The organism is Kitasatospora sp. NPDC058406 (assembly GCF_042722765.1).
Classification (GTDB): Bacteria; Actinomycetota; Actinomycetes; order Streptomycetales; family Streptomycetaceae; genus Kitasatospora.
This window is the reverse complement of sequence record NZ_JBHXKE010000003.1, coordinates 61,403-76,899: the sequence shown is the minus strand read 5'-3', so window position 1 is coordinate 76,899 and position 15,497 is coordinate 61,403. Positions and strand designations below refer to the sequence as shown.

Genomic DNA, 15,497 nt, shown 5'->3' with positions numbered 1-15,497 from the left:
GGTGCACCTCGCCTCGTCGGTCGACCCACAGCTGGCCGACCTGTCCAACAAGCTGATCTACTCGGCCATGGCCGTCTATCTGATCGCCATGTTCGCCTACATGTTCGAGTGGACCTTCGGTGCCAAGGGTGCCGTCGCCGTCCGCTCCATCGAGCAGGCCGGCCTGGCCGAGACCGTCGCCGAGGCCGATGCCAAGGCCAAGGGCTCCAAGAAGGTGACCGTCACCGTCGCCTCCGCGCGCGGCGGCACCACCACGCTCACCCGCACCGCACTGGCCGGCGAAGGCGCGACGGTGGTGACCAGCGGTCGCGGCGACGACGAGGTCGACGGCCCGGGTGCGGCCGGCACCAGCGAGAAGGCCGACCTGGCCGGCCGGATCGCGGTCTCGCTCACCGTGCTCGGAGCCCTGCTGCACGTGGGGGGCGTGCTCACCCGCGGCCTCTCGGTGTCCCGCTGGCCGTGGGGCAACATGTACGAGTTCTCCTGCGCCTTCGCGCTCGCGATGACGGTGGCCTTCGTCGGCCTGCTGCTGTCGAAGAAGCCGGTCCGCTGGCTCGGCCTGCCGGTCACCCTGGCCGTCGTGCTCACGCTCGGCATCGCCACCGAGGTGCTGTACACCGAGTCCGAGCAGCTCGTTCCGGCGCTGCACTCGTACTGGCTGGCGATCCACGTCTCCACCGCGATCGTCTGCGGCGGCGCCTTCTACGCGGCGTTCATCGCGACCCTGCTGTACCTGGGCAAGGACTCCTTCGACAAGCGGATGGCGGCGGGTCTGACCAGGGGCCCGCTCGGCACCTCGCCGTCGATCTGGCGCCGGCTGCCCGCCGCGTCGACCCTGGACAAGCTGTCCTACCGGATCAACGCGCTGGTCTTCCCGCTCTGGACCTTCACGATCATCGCGGGCGCGATCTGGGCCGAGGCGGCCTGGGGCAAGTACTGGGAGTGGGACCCGAAGGAGACCTGGTCGTTCATCACCTGGGTCGCCTACGCGTGCTACCTGCACGCCCGCGCCACCGCCGGCTGGAAGGGACGCAAGGCCGCCTACCTGGCCCTCGGCGCCTTCGCCTGCTGGCTGTTCAACTACTACGGCGTGAACATCTTCGTCACCGGCAAGCACTCCTACGCGGGGCTCTGACCGGGGGCTGCACCACCCACCGGCCCGGCGCTCCGCACAAGGAAGCCGGGCCGAGGTGCGAGAGGGGTAGTTCGTGCCGGCCGTCCGGTCCGGCACGGGAATGAACCGAGGAGGAAATCGCGCAATGGAGTGCGACGAGGTCATGCTGACCGTCCGAATCACCGCCGCCGAGCGCACGTTGCTCCGCCGGCTCGCCCAGGGGCACCGGAGCGACGTGTCCGAGGTGGTGGCAGACGGCCTGCTGGACATCATTCCCACGTTCAGCTCGCCGACCGACGCCTACCGGCTGCTGGGGGCCCTCGCGGCGCCCGCGCCGTGCGCGCTGACCGTCTGGCTGCCGACGCCGCTGGCCGATCTGCTGGTGCCGGGTGCGGCCCGGATCGCCCAGGTGACGGAGGTCCGGATCGGCTCGGCCAGCGCCATGCTGGGCGCCGCGCTGCGGCTCTGGCTGGCCCAGGACCCGGTCCGGCTGGCGGCCAACCTCAGCGTGATGCACGCGGGTCGTCCGTCGGCCCTGGTCGCGGCCTGACCTGACGGCGGTACCGGGGGAGCCACGGTCCGGCGCCGGTGCGGGCGCCGGATCAGCCGGCGAGCGACAGGCCCCGGCAGACCGGGGCGGGCCCGACGGCGGTCGGCCCGCCGTCGGCCGGACCGGCCAGCAGCCGGCACTCGGCGACCGTCCGGCCGTCCTGCACCAGCAGGACCCGGACCGGGAGCCGCCGTACGTCACGACCGGCCCCGGGGCCGCTCTCCGGGGCGGGCTCGCGGACGGCCCGGACCAGGCAGGGGCGGTCCAGCGCGATGGGGGCGTGGAAGGACGTGACCAGCTCGACCGGCGCCACCCGGGCCGGGTGGCAGAGCCGTTGGGCGGCCTGGCGCGCCGCCTCCAGGACGAGCATCCCGGGGACGTGGTCGGGGGCCGGGTCCATCCGGTCGAACAGCGCCGGGTGGTCGGCGTCCGCGCGCAGCAGCCAGCTGCCGGGCAGCAACGAGGGGCCGAGCACGACGTCGGCGGCCCGCTGGCGGCCGACGAGTTCGGGCGCGGTGCAGGACTCCGGGGGCCGGGGAGCGGGAGCCGGGCGGCCGGGGCCGCGCAGCCGGGCGTACGAGGCGGGGGAGAGCACCCGCAGTTCGCCGGAGCCGCGGCCGACCGGACGGCCGTCCCGTTCGATCTCGGCGTGCACCCGCAGGGCGGCCAGCCGGCCGTGCCGCATCCGGACGTCCTGGCAGCCGATGCGGAGCATCAACGCGGCGGGGGCGGGGGCGATCGCGAGGCCGTCGAGGCCGGCAGGCCCGAGCGCGTAGCTGAGTTCGTCGAGCGCGTAGTGGTGGTCGTGCGGGACGCCGAAGCCGACGTGGCCGATCAGCAGGGCGGCCTGGCGGATCGTCTCGGCCATCAGGACGGGGTCGTGGTGGCGGTCGCCGGGCAGCCGGTAGAAGCCGTGCAGCCGGGGCCACTGGGCACCGAGCAGGAAGTCGTACGGGCCGGTGGCCTGCCAGCCGGTGATCAGGACCTCGGCGACCGAGGAACGGTGCACCAGACGGCGCGAGACGGTCCGCTCGTGGAAGTCGTAGCGGGCGTGACCGGGGTGGCCGGGAGCGGGGTGGGGGTACGGAGAATCGCCGTCCGGTTCTGCGATCGCTGGCATGGCGGGCCCCACTCCCGGGTGTCGGTCGACCGGCCGCGTGAGCGGCCTCGGAAAAACATACAGGCCACCCGGTTTCTGCTCGGCGTGCGGGGCCGCCACTGCCGGAAAGCCGAAATGCACACGCTACCCGGCCGCTGGTCTGCGGGAACGTCCGGCCGGGAGAGTCCGGACCTTGGACGGGGGTCGGTCCCCCCTGGACGGCGGGGACCGACCAGGGGCTAGATTAGATACCAACCATGCGGTTTCGGGCGGGCCGGTCCGCATGCGTGGCGCCGCACCACCACCGACGGCGGCGCCGAGACAGCACCCGGGCGAGCCGGAGCTCGCCGCGGCCGGGGCCGGAGGGGCCGAGTGGCTAAGCAGGAACGGGCGGGGCGAACCAGGCAGGCCGTGCTGCTGGCCGCGGCGGACACCTTCGCGGACGCGGGCTTCGAGTCGGCCAGCCTGGTCGACATCAGTCGCCGGGCGGGCGTCAGCAAGGGCGCGCTCTACTTCCACTTCGTCTCCAAGCAGGCGCTCGCCGACGGTGTCCGCGCCGAGGCCGGGGACGCGATCGGCGCGGCCGTGCTGCGGGCCCTGCGCGGCGCCGCGCCGGCCGTCCAGGAGCTGATCGACCTCACCCACGAGCTCGGCCGGCTGCTGCGCGAGGACGTGGTGGTCCGGGCCGGTGTGCTGCTCGGCCTCGGCGGCCGGCCGGCGGCCTGCGCGGGCGGACTGGTGGTGGCGCCGGCGGGATCACCCCCGGAGCCGTCGGCGGACGCCTGGCGCAGCCTGACCGCCGTCTTCCGGACCCTGCTCGACCGTGCGGGGGAGGCCGGCGAGCTGCGCCCCGGGCTGGACCGGGGCCAGGCCGCCGAACTGCTCACCACGCTGGCGGCCGGGCTGGTGCTGTTCGCCGCCGAGTCCACCGGCCGGCTCGCGGAGGAGGCGGTCCGCGGGCTCTGGGCGGCCGCGCTGCCCGCCCTCGTGCCGGCGGAGCGCTTCGGGGAGTACCGGACCTGACAGCGGGGCGGGCGGCGGATCAGGCCGGGGGCGGTCCGGGATCCGGTGCCTTCGCCGGTGGTGCGTCCGCCGGTGGTGCGTCCGCGGGCGGCGTGCCCGCAGGCGCTTCGGCGGGCGGCAGCCGGTCGGCCAGGACGAGCCGGGCCAGGGTGTGCGGCGGGACGAGGCCGGGCAGCAGGAGCGTCCAGAGGTCGGCCATCCGCCGCAGGAGGTCCCGGCGGTCGGTGAACACCTGCGAGCTGAGCTGGATGCCGGTCACCGCGCCGGTGATCACTCCGGCCGCGGCCGCCGGTTCCACCCCGGGGCGGAGCTCACCGGAGTCCCGGGCGTGCTCCAGCAGTTCGCGGGCCGCGTCCGTCCAGCCCTGGTAGGCGGCGATCTGCGGCTGGGTGAAGCTGCCGTGCTCGATGGTCAGCCGGATCGAGCCGCGCAGCACCGGGTTGTCGAGCAGGGCGTGGGCGAAGGCGTAGCCGAGGTCGATCAGGGTCTGCACCGGGCTCTCGGAGGCCGGCTGCCAGGTGGCCAGCCAGGCGCTCTGGCCCGCGATCACGGCGAGCGCCAGCTCTTCCTTGGAGCGGAAGTGGAAGTAGAGCGCGCCCTTGGTGACGCGGGCCCGTTCCAGGATCTCCGCCATGGTGGCGGCCGCGTAGCCCCGCTCGTCGAACACCTCGGCCGCGGCGAGCAGCACCGCCTGGCGGGTCGCCAGCGCCCGGGCCTGCCTGGCCATCGCAGCCTCCTCGGATAGTTCTGGTCGTCGGCAGCGGCTGGATCCCACGGGCCGACGGGGCGGCGGGCCGCGTACCGTCCGGTGGCGATCCTATCGAGCACCCGGGGTCACTCTCCGGCGCGCGAATGGCATCGCGCGCCGGTCTGTACGCCGGTTCACGTGTACGAACGTGCGCCGTGGCTCTGCGCCGCGACCGTGCGCCGTGACTGCGCACCGCGACCGTGCGCCGCGATCGTGCACCGCGAACGCCGAGGGCCGGCCACCCCGAGGGTGACCGGCCGTCGGTCGTGCGGTCCGGTGCTGCGGGCGGGCCTCAGGCGGCCCACTGCCAGCTGACCGGCGAGTAGTACGCCGGGCGGCGCTCCAGGCGCTGCCAGTTGGCGATCGGCTCGACCGGCGAGGCGGCGGAGGCCGCGTGCTGGGCGGACGCGGCGCGCGCCATCAGCACGGCGGTCAGGGCGGCGAGCTCCTCGTCGGTGAGCGAGCCGCGGACGATGCGGACGAGTGGTTCGGCGGAAGCGGTCATGGTCCGGTCTTCTCCCGGCGGAAGAGGGTGAGGGGTCGTCGGCACTGTGGCCGCGGTGCTGTCCGCGGCCGAACCGCGCTGTTACATCGGGGGGTTGCCGTGCTTGCGGCTCGGCAGGTCCGCGTGCTTGGTGCGCAGCATGGCCAGCGAGGAGGCCAGGACCTGGCGGGTCTCGGCCGGGTCGATGACGTCGTCCACGAGGCCGCGCTCGGCCGCGTAGTACGGGTGCATCAGTTCGTTCTTGTATTCCTTGATCTTCTGCGCGCGCATGGCGTCCGGGTCGTCGGCGCCGTTGATGTCGCGGCGGAAGATCACGTTGGCCGCGCCCTCCGCGCCCATCACGGCGATCTCGTTGGTCGGCCACGCGAAGGACAGGTCGGCGCCGATCGAGCGCGAGTCCATCACGATGTACGCGCCGCCGTACGCCTTGCGCAGGATCAGCTGGATGCGCGGCACGGTCGCGTTGCAGTAGGCGTAGAGCAGCTTGGCGCCGTGCCGGATGATGCCGTCGTGCTCCTGGTCGACGCCGGGCAGGAAGCCGGGGACGTCGAGCATGGTCACCAGCGGGATGTTGAAGGCGTCGCACATCTGGACGAAGCGCGCGGACTTCTCGCTGGCGTTGATGTCGAGGACGCCGGCCAGCGACTGCGGCTGGTTGGCGATGATGCCGGTGACGTGGCCGTCGATCCGGGCCAGCACGCAGAGGACGTTGGTGGCCCAGCGCTCGTGGACCTCCAGGTACTCGCCGTGGTCGACGATCTCCTCGATCACCTTGCGCATGTCGTACGGGCGGTTGCCGTCGGCCGGCACCAGGTCGAGCAGCGAGTCGTTGCGGCGGTCCACCGGGTCGTCGTTGACGACCGGCGGCGGCATCTCGCGGTTGTTCTGCGGCATCAGGGAGAGGAGGAAGCGGACCTCCTCGATGCAGGACTGCTCGTCGTCGTACGCGAAGTGCGCGACACCGGAGACGCCGGAGTGGACGTCGGCGCCGCCGAGCCCGTTCTGGCTGATCTTCTCGCCGGTGACGGCCTGCACCACGTCCGGGCCGGTGATGAACATCTGCGAGGTCTCGCGGACCATGAAGATGAAGTCGGTCAGGGCCGGCGAGTAGGCCGCGCCGCCGGCGCACGGGCCGAGCATCACGGAGATCTGCGGGATGACGCCGGAGGCCCGGGTGTTGCGCTGGAAGATGCCGCCGTACCCGGCGAGGGCGGTGACGCCCTCCTGGATGCGGGCGCCGGCGCCGTCGTTCAGCGAGACCAGCGGGGCGCCGGCCGCGATGGCCATGTCCATGATCTTGTGGATCTTCTGGGCGTGGGCCTCGCCGAGGGCGCCGCCGAAGATCCTGAAGTCGTGTGCGTAGGTGAAGACCGTCCGGCCGTGCACGGTGCCCCAGCCGACGATCACGCCGTCGGTGTGCGGCTTCTTGGCCTCCAGGCCGAAGCCGGTGGCGCGGTGCCGGCGGAGCGGCTCGACCTCGCGGAAGGAGCCCTCGTCGAGCAGCAGGTCGATACGCTCGCGGGCGGTCAGCTTGCCCTTGGCGTGCTGCGCCTCGGTGGCCTTCTCGCTGGGGCCGCGGCGGACCTGCTCGCGAAGCTCGTGCAACTCGGCGACCCGCCCTCGGGCGTCCGCCGGGCTCTCCGGGATGTCGTCTCCGACCGGTGCCTCATGCACAACCGTCATCTCGAACCACTCCAAAGGTGAGGGAACTGTCCGACAGCCAACGTCTGCGATGCCCCCGGCTGCGAATCACTTCTTCACTTATGACTGTACGAGGGGCCGCGTGCTGGTTTCGGCGTCGATTCCGTACAAGGTCGCGTCCGTTTAGATGTCAGGGCTGCACAGAACCCGTAGCGTTTCAGCCCATGCGGCCGGTAGCTGTTCGATTACCCCGAGCTTTCGCCCAGGTGGCCGCCGGATGATCTGAGCATGAGGAAACCCGCAGGTCAGGGCTGTCATGAGCAGCGCCGATCGGGTCGGATCGAGGATCGCTCAAGGGTCGCTCGGTGCGGCCGTGAAGGCTGTGCCGGACGGCCGGTGGCGGCAGGGCAGTCGTAGGGATGCACCAAAAACTCCGCAGCCCACCCGGTGGGTACCGGGTGGGCTGTCCGAGCTACGGGGGGTCAGCTCCTCCGGCCGTCCTCCGGATCCTCCCTGCCGCGCAGCTCCTCCTCGCGGCGGCGCAAATCCGCCTCCCACTGCTTGAGCATGTCCTCGTGCTTCTTGTCGTCCTTCTTCAACGACGCCAGGAACTCCGGGTCGTCGTCCGGCGCGAGCGGCCGGCCTCCGCGCGGGCGGTCGAACCCGGAGCCGCCGTCGCCGTTCACGTGGCGGCCCGCACCGGCGGTCCGCGGGGCGTTGCGCTGCTTGCCGGCCACCAGCCAGGCGATCGACCCCACCAGCGGGAAGAGCAGCACGATGATCACCCAGACCACCTTCGGCAGGTGCTTCACCTCGTCCTCGGGGGTGGTCAGGCAGTCGATGAAGGCCCACACCCACAGGGCGAGCGGGAGTACGAAGGTCAGAATCCTCAGCACGGCGGCGATCTCCCCCGGCGACGGCGGTGGCGGGCGGGCGACTCCTGGAGCGGCGGGACGCTTCAGGGGGGCCCTTGACACAGGCCAGGCTAGCGGGTGGCGGATACTGGCTGGCATGGCATACGACGATCTCCGCTCGTTCCTGCGGGCCCTCGACCGCGAAGGCGACCTCAAGCGCATCAAGGCGGAGGTGGACCCGTACCTGGAGGTCGGCGAGATCGTCGACCGGGTGCAGAAGGCCAAGGGCCCCGCGCTGCTCTTCGAGAACGTCAAGGGTTCCTCGATGCCGCTGGCGATGAACGTCTTCGGCACCGAGCGCCGGCTGGCCAAGGCCCTCGGGCTCAAGGGCCCGGAGGAGATCTCCGAGAAGATCGCCGGTCTGCTGAAGCCGGAGCTGCCGCAGGGCTTCACCGGGTTCCGGGACGCCTTCGGCAAGCTCGCCTCGATGGCCCACGTGCCGCCGCGGAACGTGAAGTCCGGTGACGCGCCGGTGCACGAGGTCGTGCTCACCGGCGAGGACGTCAACCTGGACGAGCTGCCCGCGCTCTTCACCTGGCCGCTGGACGGCGGGTCGTTCTTCAACCTGGGCCTCACCCACACGAAGGACCCGGACTCCGGCATCCGCAACCTCGGTCTGTACCGCCTCCAGCGGCACGACCGGCGGACCATCGGCATGCACTGGCAGATCCACAAGGACAGCCGCAACCACGCGGCGGTGGCCGCCGCGCGGGGTGAGCGGCTGCCGGTCGCGATCGCCTTCGGCTGCCCGCCGGCCGTCACCTACGCGGCCACCGCCCCGCTGCCGGGCGACATCGACGAGTACCTGTTCGCCGGCTTCGTCGCCGGGGAGCGGGTGAAGATGGTCGACTGCAAGACCGTGCCGCTCCAGGTGCCGGCCGACGCCGAGGTGGTCCTGGAGGGGTGGCTGGAGCCCGGGGAGCTGCTGCCCGAGGGCCCGTTCGGCGACCACACGGGCTTCTACACGCCGCAGGAGCCGTTCCCGGCGCTGACGATCGACTGCGTGACGATGCGCCGCCGTCCGATCCTGCAGTCCATCGTGGTCGGCCGCCCGCCGACCGAGGACGGCCCGCTGGGCAAGTTCACCGAGCGGTTCTTCCTGCCGCTGCTGAAGATCATCATCCCGGACATCGTCGACTACGACCTGCCCGAGGCGGGCGGCTTCCACAACTGCGTGATCGTCTCGATCGACAAGAAGTACCCGAAGCACGCCCAGAAGACGATGCACGCCATCTGGGGCGCGCACATGATGTCGCTGACCAAGCTGATCATCGTGGTGGACGCCGACTGCGACGTGCACGACTACCAGGAAGTCGCCTGGCGGGCCTTCGGCAACGTCGACTACAGCCGCGACCTGACCGTCGTCGAGGGTCCGGTGGACCACCTCGACCACGCCTCCTACCAGCAGTTCTGGGGCGGCAAGGCGGGCATCGACGCGACCCGCAAGCTGCCCACGGAGGGCTACACCCGGGACGGCGGCTGGCCCGAGATGGTCTCCTCCGACCCCGAGACCGCCGCCCTGGTGGACCGCCGCTGGAAGGAGTACGGCCTGTGAGCACGGCGGCAGCCCTCCCCGAGGTCCCGCCCGGGAAGGTCAAGAGCTTCCTCCGGCTGGTGATGATCGAGCACTCGGTCTTCGCCCTGCCCTTCGCCTACATCGCGGCGCTGACCGCGATGTTCCTGTCCGACGAGCGGGTGCACTGGGGCGAGCTGTTCGTCGTCACCGTCTGCATGGTCGGACTGCGGACCTTCGCCATGGCGGCCAACCGGATCATCGACCGGGAGATCGACGCCCGGAACCCGCGCACCGCCGGGCGTGAACTGGTCACGGGCGCCGTCTCGCTGAAGACCGCGTACGTGGGCTCGGCGGTCGCGCTGATCGTCTTCCTGGGCGCGGCGGCCCTGCTGAACCCGCTCTGCCTGGTGCTCGCGCCGGTCGCCGTGGTGCCGATGGTGGTCTACCCGTACGGCAAGCGGTTCACCGACTTCCCGCAGGCCATCCTGGGGATCGCCCAGGCGATGGGACCGGTGGGCGCCTGGCTGGCCGTCACCGGCACGTGGTCCTGGGACGCGGTGGTGCTCGGTGCGGCGGTCGGCATCTGGATCGGCGGCTTCGACCTCATCTACGCCTGCCAGGACGTGGAGTCCGACCGGGCGGGCAGCGTGCGGTCGGTGCCGGCCCGGTTCGGCGTCCCGGCGGCCATCCGGGGCGCGCGCGGCTGCCACGTGGTCACCACGCTGCTGCTCGGCTGGTACGCGGTGCTGACGGACGCCGGGCCGGCGTTCTGGGTGGGGCTGCTGGTGGTCGCTGGCGCCTTCGTCTACGAGCACACCATCGTGAAGCCCCACGACCTCTCGCGGCTGAACCGGGCGTTCTTCCAGACCAACGGGTTCGTCGGGATCTCGCTGTTCTTCTTCGCGCTGGTCGACCTGGTGGTGCGCGGCCTCGGCATCTGAGCCGGGGCCGCGCCCTCCGGGGCGTCAGCCCTTCGACTCGTCCAGCGTGTGCTTGACGAGCGCGTTGGCGTGGCCGTGGCCGAGGCCGTGCTCGGCCTTGAGCCAGGCGACCAGCTCCGCGTGCTTGCTGAGCGGGGAGGAGCGGATCAGCTCCTTCCAGTGGGAGACGGGGTGGCCGTACTTCTCCTCGATGGAGGGGAAGTAGCTGGCGGGGCCGTTGCCGGGGAGGGCCATGGGGATTCTCCTGACGTCCGAACGGTCTTGGGAGTTCGATCTTCACGCATTCAGCTTGACGGTGACAGCGGTGAGCCAGCCGAGCCCGAGCGTGGCGCCCAGGGTGAAGGCCAGCACCGTGGCCCCCGATGCGGCGAAGCCGAGGAGCACGGCGGCGGCCACCAGGCGGGAGGCGAGCGCCCAGCCGCGGTCCAGGTGCCGGGCGAGGACGAGGAAGGCCGCGCACAGGGCGAGGAAGCCCACCGCCCCGCCGATCAGGTGGACGGTGCCGTGCGCGCTCAGCTCCGTCACCCGCCCTTCGGGCGCCCCGACCGGGAACCCGGCTCCGGGGTCGGCCGCGAAGAACCCGTCCAGGACGAAGGCCGCGCCGAACACCCCGACGAGTCGCGGCGCCCAGACGCCGGCGGGCAGCGCGAGCCGCAGCCCGACGGCGCCCGTGACGGTGAGCAGACCGGTGAGGAGGAACGCCGTCTGCTGGATCCAGCCGAGGTCGCCGAGGCTCAGCTGGCTGAGCGCGTTGCGGGTGAAGTCGAAGCCCTCGCGGGTCAGGCCCCCGACGACGCCGACGGCGAGGAAGAGCGGCCCGGCGGCGGCGCCGGCGGCCAGCAGGGCGCGGGTGGTGGAGCGGGCGCGGTCGGCCGGGGCGGTCGGGGTGATCGGCGCTGCCATCGTGTTCGTCATGCCAGTAGGACCGGGGGCGGCGCGAGAACTCATCGGGACCGGCGATGTGATCCGGGTCACTCTCGATGAGACAAGCACACTATTGCTGTTCGTGTCCCAGTCGTTCCTCTGCGTGGCTAGCGTTGCCACCGGAAGGCCCGAGCACCGGTTCCTTGAAGGGATTTGGCACATGGCCAGGGAACTCGACCCGTCCCGTTCGCCCCGCGCGTTCTGGGGCGAGGAGATCAAGCGGCTGCGGGAGGAGGCGGGGCTCTCGCAGGAGGCGCTGGGGAAGCTGCTGTTCTGCTCGGGCGCGTACGTCGGCCTGCTGGAGGGGGCGGTCCGGAACCCGCAGGAGGACATGTCGGTGCGCTTGGACGACGTGCTCAGCACCGGCGGCCACTTCCTGCGCGTCTACGAGATGTACCGGAAGTCCTCGCGCTACGCCGACTACTTCCGGCACGCCGCCGAGTTGCAGGGACTGGCGCTGACCATCAGCGAGTTCTCCCCGCTGCTGGTGCCGGGCCTGCTGCAGACGCCCGACTACGCGAGGGCGTTGTTCGAGTCGGCGCAGCCGCTGCGGAAGGCGGCCGAGAACGAGGAGATGGTCGCGGCCCGGATGTCGCGGGCCGAGCTGCTCGATCGGAAGTCCGCGCCCATGTACTGGGCGGTCCTGGACGAGGCGGTGCTGAGGCGCCCCGTCGGCGGCGAGGCTGTGATGGCAGGCCAGTTGAGGTATCTTGCCGCTCTGTTCCAGGCGCGCAAGGCACTCATCCAAGTGGTTCCGCTGACGGCGGGTGCGCACTCGTTGATGGTCGGCTCCCTCAGCCTGATGACCTTCGAGGATGCGCCGCCGACGGCCTATGTCGAAGGGCTTCTCACGGGGAATCTGGTGGACGATCCGGCGCTGGTCGACCAGTGCTCGCTGGCCTACGATCTGGTCAGGGCTGCCGCGTTGTCGCCGGAGGCGTCCCTGGCCCTGATCGAATCGGCGGCGGAGGACCACGCGGATGCAGCGAACCGAGCAGTGGCGCAAGAGTAGTTACAGCAGCGGCAACGCAAACGACAACTGCATCGAGGTGGACGACGCGCGCCCCGGTTCGGTCCGTGACTCGAAGGACCCGCAGGGTCCGCGACTGCGCTTCACCCCGGCGGCGTGGCAGTCCTTCGTGACCGCCACCGCCGACGGCGAGTTCGACGCCGGCTGACGCACTCACCGACTCGCAGCGAAGGCCGTCCCCGAATCACCGGGGGCGGCCTTCGAGCCGTTCGGGGGCGCTACTGGCAGGCGCGGCCGTCCTGCGAGGTCCTCCGATGCCGGGGACCGGCCCGGGGCGCAAGGCGGTGGGCGGGGCGGGTGCCCGGCCGGGTGCCCGCCGGGTGCCCGCCAGACACCCGCGCGCGCAGCCGGCCCTAGCGTCGCGGTGTGACGAAGACGTCGTTCACGACGTACCCGTCCAGTCCGTGCAGCTCGCCGTAGGCGATCAGGTCGCTGCTCCGGTTGATGAACCCGCGTCCCGCATAGTTGAGCGAAGTGTTGCAGAGGACGCTGAATCCGGTGAGTTCGCCGAAGGCGGTCAGCAGTGCACCCATGGCCGGGTTCGCGGTCGGGTCGACGGTCTGGGTGCGGGCCGTTCCGTCGACGTGGGTCACCGCGCGCAGGTCGGCGGATTCGACCCGGCTGAAGTACAGCATGTAGGGGTCGGGGAGGCCACCGCCGAACCAGCGGCCCGCTTCCTGCTCCAGGCAGATCGGGGCGATGGGGCGGTAGCTTTCGCGCTGTTTGATCCTGTTGAGCCTGGCCGTGGTCTCCTCGGTGAAGGGAGCGGCCAGGATCGACCGGTTCCCGAGGGCGCGGGGGCCGATCTCCCAGCGGCCCCGCGCCCAGCCGATGATCTTCCCGTCGCGGAGGTGGCGGGCGACCTCGCCGTGGTCCAGCGGGCGGATCTCGTAGCGCTGCGGGTCGAACGCGATGTCCTCCACGAATTCGCCGCCCGCGTAGACGTCCCACTCCAGGTCGGCCGACCCGGTGTAGAAGTGCTGGGCGTCGATGGCGGTGCCGATCGCGGATCCGCTGTCGTTGGGACACGGCGGAACGAAGACCGCGGGGAAGAGCCCGCACTCGCGCCAGCGCCGGTTCCACTCGCAGTTGAGCCCGCAGCCCCCGGAGATGAGCAGCGGGATTCCCTCGGTCAGGTACTCCCGGGCGTACGCGTGGAAGCGGTCGAAGATGGCGTCCGAGAGCCGGGCCGCCAGGTTCTTGTAAGCGCTCGATTCCACACCGACGTTGTGGAAGGGGGAATCGGTCATCCGGTCCTTCAGGCTTCCGGTGATGACCTCCTTCTGGCCGAGGACGAAGTCGATCACGTCCTGTTCCGCCCGGGTCGCCGGCCGGTTCTCGGCGAATCCGGCCAGGGCCATCTGCTTCCCCGCGTCCTGGAACCGGACGAACTCCTGGTGCGGACTGAACTTCGGGTCGGCGAGCGCGAAGCCGTAGGAGTACTTGTTGCCGGGGTAGTTGAGCACCTCCTTGAGATGGGTCACCTTCCCGTGCTGGTCGATCCGGTAGAACGAGCCGATGTTCCCCTCCCACACCAGGCTGTAGAAGGGCTGGTCCCGGCGGAGTGCCGACATGCCGTAGGACGTCATGATGTGGGAGCGCTCATGGGTGGACGAGAAGACGCGCACGGCCTTGCCGAAGAACCGGCCGGCCTCGTCCGTGATCGCGGATGCGCCCACACCGAAGTACCCGGCGCGCGAAGCCTGGTCGGTGCACTGGGTGCCCTTGATCCAGCCGCTCACGGCGACGACGTCGGGCTGCCTGTCCAGCCGGTCCGCCGCCGTCGCGAACAGTTCGGCCGTCGGATTGCTGTAGCGGAGGAACGAGTCCTTCTCCGCTTCCAGGGAGAAGAGCAGCCTGCCGTCGTCGACGGCCGCGATCGCCCCGTCATGGCCTTCCTTGAGGGAAAGAATCAGCATGATGGTCCGTTTCTCGGTGGGTTCCGCGTCCGACGGTTCGGGGCGGGCTCAGGGTCCGGGCGGCCCGGGTGCTGCGGGCGGCGCGGAGAGGGCCTTCAGGGCGAGCCGGTGCAACCGCGGGTTGGCGGACAGGGCGCCGGTGCCGTTCCGGGGCGAGGTGCCCAGGAGGTCGGTGCAGAGGCCGCCGGCCTCCTCCACGAGAACCTGTACCGCGGCGATGTCCCAGGGGTTGACGACCGGTTCGGCCGCGATGTCGAGCGTTCCCTCGGCGACCATGCAGTGCTGGAGGAAGTCGCCGAAGGCACGGTCCTCCCAGCAGGCTTCGGCCAGGCGCAGATAGGCCGCACGTGAGTGGAAGACGTCCCAGGTCCGGGTGCTGGTGGTGGAGAGGTATGCCTGGTCGAGGCGGGTGCGGCCGGAGACCCCCAGGCGCACGGGGGTGGTGCCGGCCGGTCCCCGGCGCAGCCAGGCGCCCCGGTCCGCCGCCGCCCACCAGCGGCTGTGCAGGGCGGGGGCGCTGATCACGCCGACGGTGGGGCGATCGTCCTCCAGCAGGGCGATCAACGTGGCCCAGACCGGTACGCCGCGCAGGAAGTTCTTGGTGCCGTCGATGGGGTCGACCAGCCAGGTGCGCCCGGAGGAGACGGAGCCGCCGGTCTCCTCCCCGGCGAACGCGTCATCGGGGCGGGCGGACCGCAGTTCCGCGCGGACGGCCGTCTCGACGGCGGTGTCCGCGTCGGTCACGGGTGTACGGTCCGGCTTCTCCCGGACCCGCAGGTCGAGGGCGTGGAAGCGGCGGACGGTGAGCCCGTCGGCGAGGTCGCCCAGACGGAGGGCCAGTTCGAGGTCGTCCTCCGGTGGCACGGGCGGCGTCACCGGATCACCTCGTTCGCAGTTCGAGCAGGTGGTACTCCATGACGCCCACTTCCTCGATCCGGCGGACCTTGCGCAGCATGTCGATCCGCAGGCCGGCCTCACCGGCGAGCACGTCGAGCCGTTCACGGTCCCCGAGGTGGGCGGTGCCCAGCAGCAGCCGGCCGCCGTCGGTCAGGTGCTCGTGCGCCCCGGCGAGGTAGCGGGCCTGGCCCCGGTAGCCCGGGTCGAAGACGGCGGTGTGGATGTCGCTGGAGAGGGCGAAGCCGTCCTCCACATAGGTCCAGGGCACGTTCCAGAAGATCGTGTCGAAGCGGCTCAGGGGATCGAGCGCCGTGTACATGTCGCTGTGGAGGGCGCGGACCCGGTCGCCCACACCGTGCCGCTCGGCGTTGGCGACGGTATTGGCCACGGCCTTCTCGTTGACGTCCAGTGCGGTGACGGAGGCACAGCCGCTGAGTGCGGCGGTGACGGCGATGACGCCCGTACCGCAGCCGACCTCCAGGAACGAGCCGTCCCGGGGATAGGGCACCACCGAGGCCATCACCTCGGTGGCCGCGCTCAGCGTGCTGGGCCAGACACCCCGGTGCAGGCTCCATTCCCGTCCCAGCAGGGTGAAGGTGTCCGGCAGGTCGTCACCGGCGAGGGCGTGCTGCAGGGCCCTCGCCACGTCCTCCGGCGACTCTTCGACAGTCATGCC

The 15,497-nt window shown here is 71.5% G+C and carries 17 protein-coding genes; 7 read left to right on the top strand and 10 right to left on the bottom strand.

The window, feature by feature from the left end:
* The first annotated feature begins 1 nt into the window (after position 1).
* The gene (ccsB, locus tag ACFWOG_RS01420; RefSeq protein WP_329950302.1) at positions 2-1,135 is read left to right on the top strand and encodes a c-type cytochrome biogenesis protein CcsB; all 1,134 of its coding nucleotides are present in this window, start codon (positions 2-4) and stop codon (positions 1,133-1,135) included.
* Between the two features lie 142 nt (positions 1,136-1,277).
* A complete protein-coding gene (locus ACFWOG_RS01415) occupies positions 1,278-1,664 on the top strand; it encodes a hypothetical protein (protein ID WP_380353591.1) in 387 nt (128 codons plus the stop codon).
* A 52-nt stretch (positions 1,665-1,716) separates the two neighbouring features.
* On the opposite strand, the gene ACFWOG_RS01410 is transcribed toward ACFWOG_RS01415, so the two are convergent.
* Positions 1,717-2,784 (bottom strand): ScbA/BarX family gamma-butyrolactone biosynthesis protein, encoded by a 1,068-nt coding sequence (locus ACFWOG_RS01410; protein ID WP_380353588.1) that lies wholly within the window; start codon positions 2,782-2,784, stop codon positions 1,717-1,719.
* Positions 2,785-3,135: 351 nt separating this feature from the next.
* On the opposite strand from ACFWOG_RS01410, the gene ACFWOG_RS01405 reads away from it, so the two are divergent.
* Positions 3,136-3,786 carry a ScbR family autoregulator-binding transcription factor gene (locus ACFWOG_RS01405; protein ID WP_329885506.1) on the top strand — a complete coding sequence of 217 codons (651 nt, stop codon included), beginning with the start codon at positions 3,136-3,138 and terminating at the stop codon, positions 3,784-3,786.
* 19 nt (positions 3,787-3,805) lie between these two features.
* Here the strand turns inward: ACFWOG_RS01405 and ACFWOG_RS01400 are convergent, their stop codons facing one another.
* The 4 genes from ACFWOG_RS01400 to ACFWOG_RS01385 form a co-directional block, all read right to left on the bottom strand.
* Complete coding sequence (locus ACFWOG_RS01400) at positions 3,806-4,513, bottom strand: ScbR family autoregulator-binding transcription factor (RefSeq protein WP_329950305.1); 708 nt, start codon at positions 4,511-4,513, stop codon at positions 3,806-3,808.
* A 313-nt stretch (positions 4,514-4,826) separates the two neighbouring features.
* Positions 4,827-5,039: an acyl-CoA carboxylase subunit epsilon gene (locus tag ACFWOG_RS01395; protein WP_329885504.1), complete on the bottom strand. Its 213-nt coding sequence runs from the start codon at positions 5,037-5,039 to the stop codon at positions 4,827-4,829.
* 81 nt (positions 5,040-5,120) lie between these two features.
* Entirely contained in the window at positions 5,121-6,722 is a 1,602-nt protein-coding gene (locus ACFWOG_RS01390; RefSeq protein ID WP_329885503.1) for an acyl-CoA carboxylase subunit beta, read from the bottom strand.
* Positions 6,723-7,162: 440 nt separating this feature from the next.
* Complete coding sequence (locus ACFWOG_RS01385; RefSeq protein WP_329885502.1) at positions 7,163-7,576, bottom strand: PLD nuclease N-terminal domain-containing protein; 414 nt, start codon at positions 7,574-7,576, stop codon at positions 7,163-7,165.
* A 115-nt stretch (positions 7,577-7,691) separates the two neighbouring features.
* On the opposite strand from ACFWOG_RS01385, the gene ACFWOG_RS01380 reads away from it, so the two are divergent.
* Positions 7,692-9,149: a menaquinone biosynthesis decarboxylase gene (locus ACFWOG_RS01380; RefSeq protein WP_329885501.1), complete on the top strand. Its 1,458-nt coding sequence runs from the start codon at positions 7,692-7,694 to the stop codon at positions 9,147-9,149.
* Positions 9,146-10,051: a menaquinone biosynthesis prenyltransferase MqnP gene (mqnP, locus tag ACFWOG_RS01375; RefSeq protein WP_329885500.1), complete on the top strand. Its 906-nt coding sequence runs from the start codon at positions 9,146-9,148 to the stop codon at positions 10,049-10,051. Before ACFWOG_RS01380 ends, mqnP begins: the two co-directional genes overlap by 4 nt.
* A gap of 24 nt (positions 10,052-10,075) precedes the next feature.
* Here mqnP and ACFWOG_RS01370 read toward each other — a convergent pair whose 3' ends face one another.
* Both ACFWOG_RS01370 and ACFWOG_RS01365 read right to left on the bottom strand, forming a co-directional pair.
* Entirely contained in the window at positions 10,076-10,285 is a 210-nt protein-coding gene (locus ACFWOG_RS01370) for a DUF4287 domain-containing protein (RefSeq protein WP_329950306.1), read from the bottom strand.
* 42 nt (positions 10,286-10,327) lie between these two features.
* Positions 10,328-10,966 carry a DUF998 domain-containing protein gene (locus tag ACFWOG_RS01365; protein WP_380353580.1) on the bottom strand — a complete coding sequence of 213 codons (639 nt, stop codon included), beginning with the start codon at positions 10,964-10,966 and terminating at the stop codon, positions 10,328-10,330.
* 169 nt (positions 10,967-11,135) lie between these two features.
* On the opposite strand from ACFWOG_RS01365, the gene ACFWOG_RS01360 reads away from it, so the two are divergent.
* Positions 11,136-11,987, top strand: coding sequence for a helix-turn-helix transcriptional regulator (locus tag ACFWOG_RS01360; protein ID WP_329950307.1), 852 nt, complete (start codon positions 11,136-11,138; stop codon positions 11,985-11,987).
* The gene (locus ACFWOG_RS01355; RefSeq protein WP_329950308.1) at positions 11,956-12,153 is read left to right on the top strand and encodes a DUF397 domain-containing protein; all 198 of its coding nucleotides are present in this window, start codon (positions 11,956-11,958) and stop codon (positions 12,151-12,153) included. The genes ACFWOG_RS01360 and ACFWOG_RS01355 overlap by 32 nt, the downstream gene beginning before the upstream one ends.
* Before the next feature lie 205 nt (positions 12,154-12,358).
* Here ACFWOG_RS01355 and ACFWOG_RS01350 read toward each other — a convergent pair whose 3' ends face one another.
* The 3 genes from ACFWOG_RS01350 to ACFWOG_RS01340 are packed head-to-tail and all read right to left on the bottom strand — an operon-like array spanning position 12,359 to position 15,494.
* Positions 12,359-13,924 carry a carbamoyltransferase C-terminal domain-containing protein gene (locus ACFWOG_RS01350; RefSeq protein ID WP_380353576.1) on the bottom strand — a complete coding sequence of 522 codons (1,566 nt, stop codon included), beginning with the start codon at positions 13,922-13,924 and terminating at the stop codon, positions 12,359-12,361.
* A 48-nt stretch (positions 13,925-13,972) separates the two neighbouring features.
* A complete protein-coding gene (hisN, locus tag ACFWOG_RS01345; RefSeq protein ID WP_380353573.1) occupies positions 13,973-14,800 on the bottom strand; it encodes a histidinol-phosphatase in 828 nt (275 codons plus the stop codon).
* Positions 14,801-14,804: 4 nt separating this feature from the next.
* On the bottom strand, positions 14,805-15,494 hold the full coding sequence (locus ACFWOG_RS01340) for a methyltransferase (RefSeq protein WP_329950311.1): 690 nt from the start codon (positions 15,492-15,494) through the stop codon (positions 14,805-14,807).
* Between the last annotated feature and the right edge of the window lie 3 nt (positions 15,495-15,497).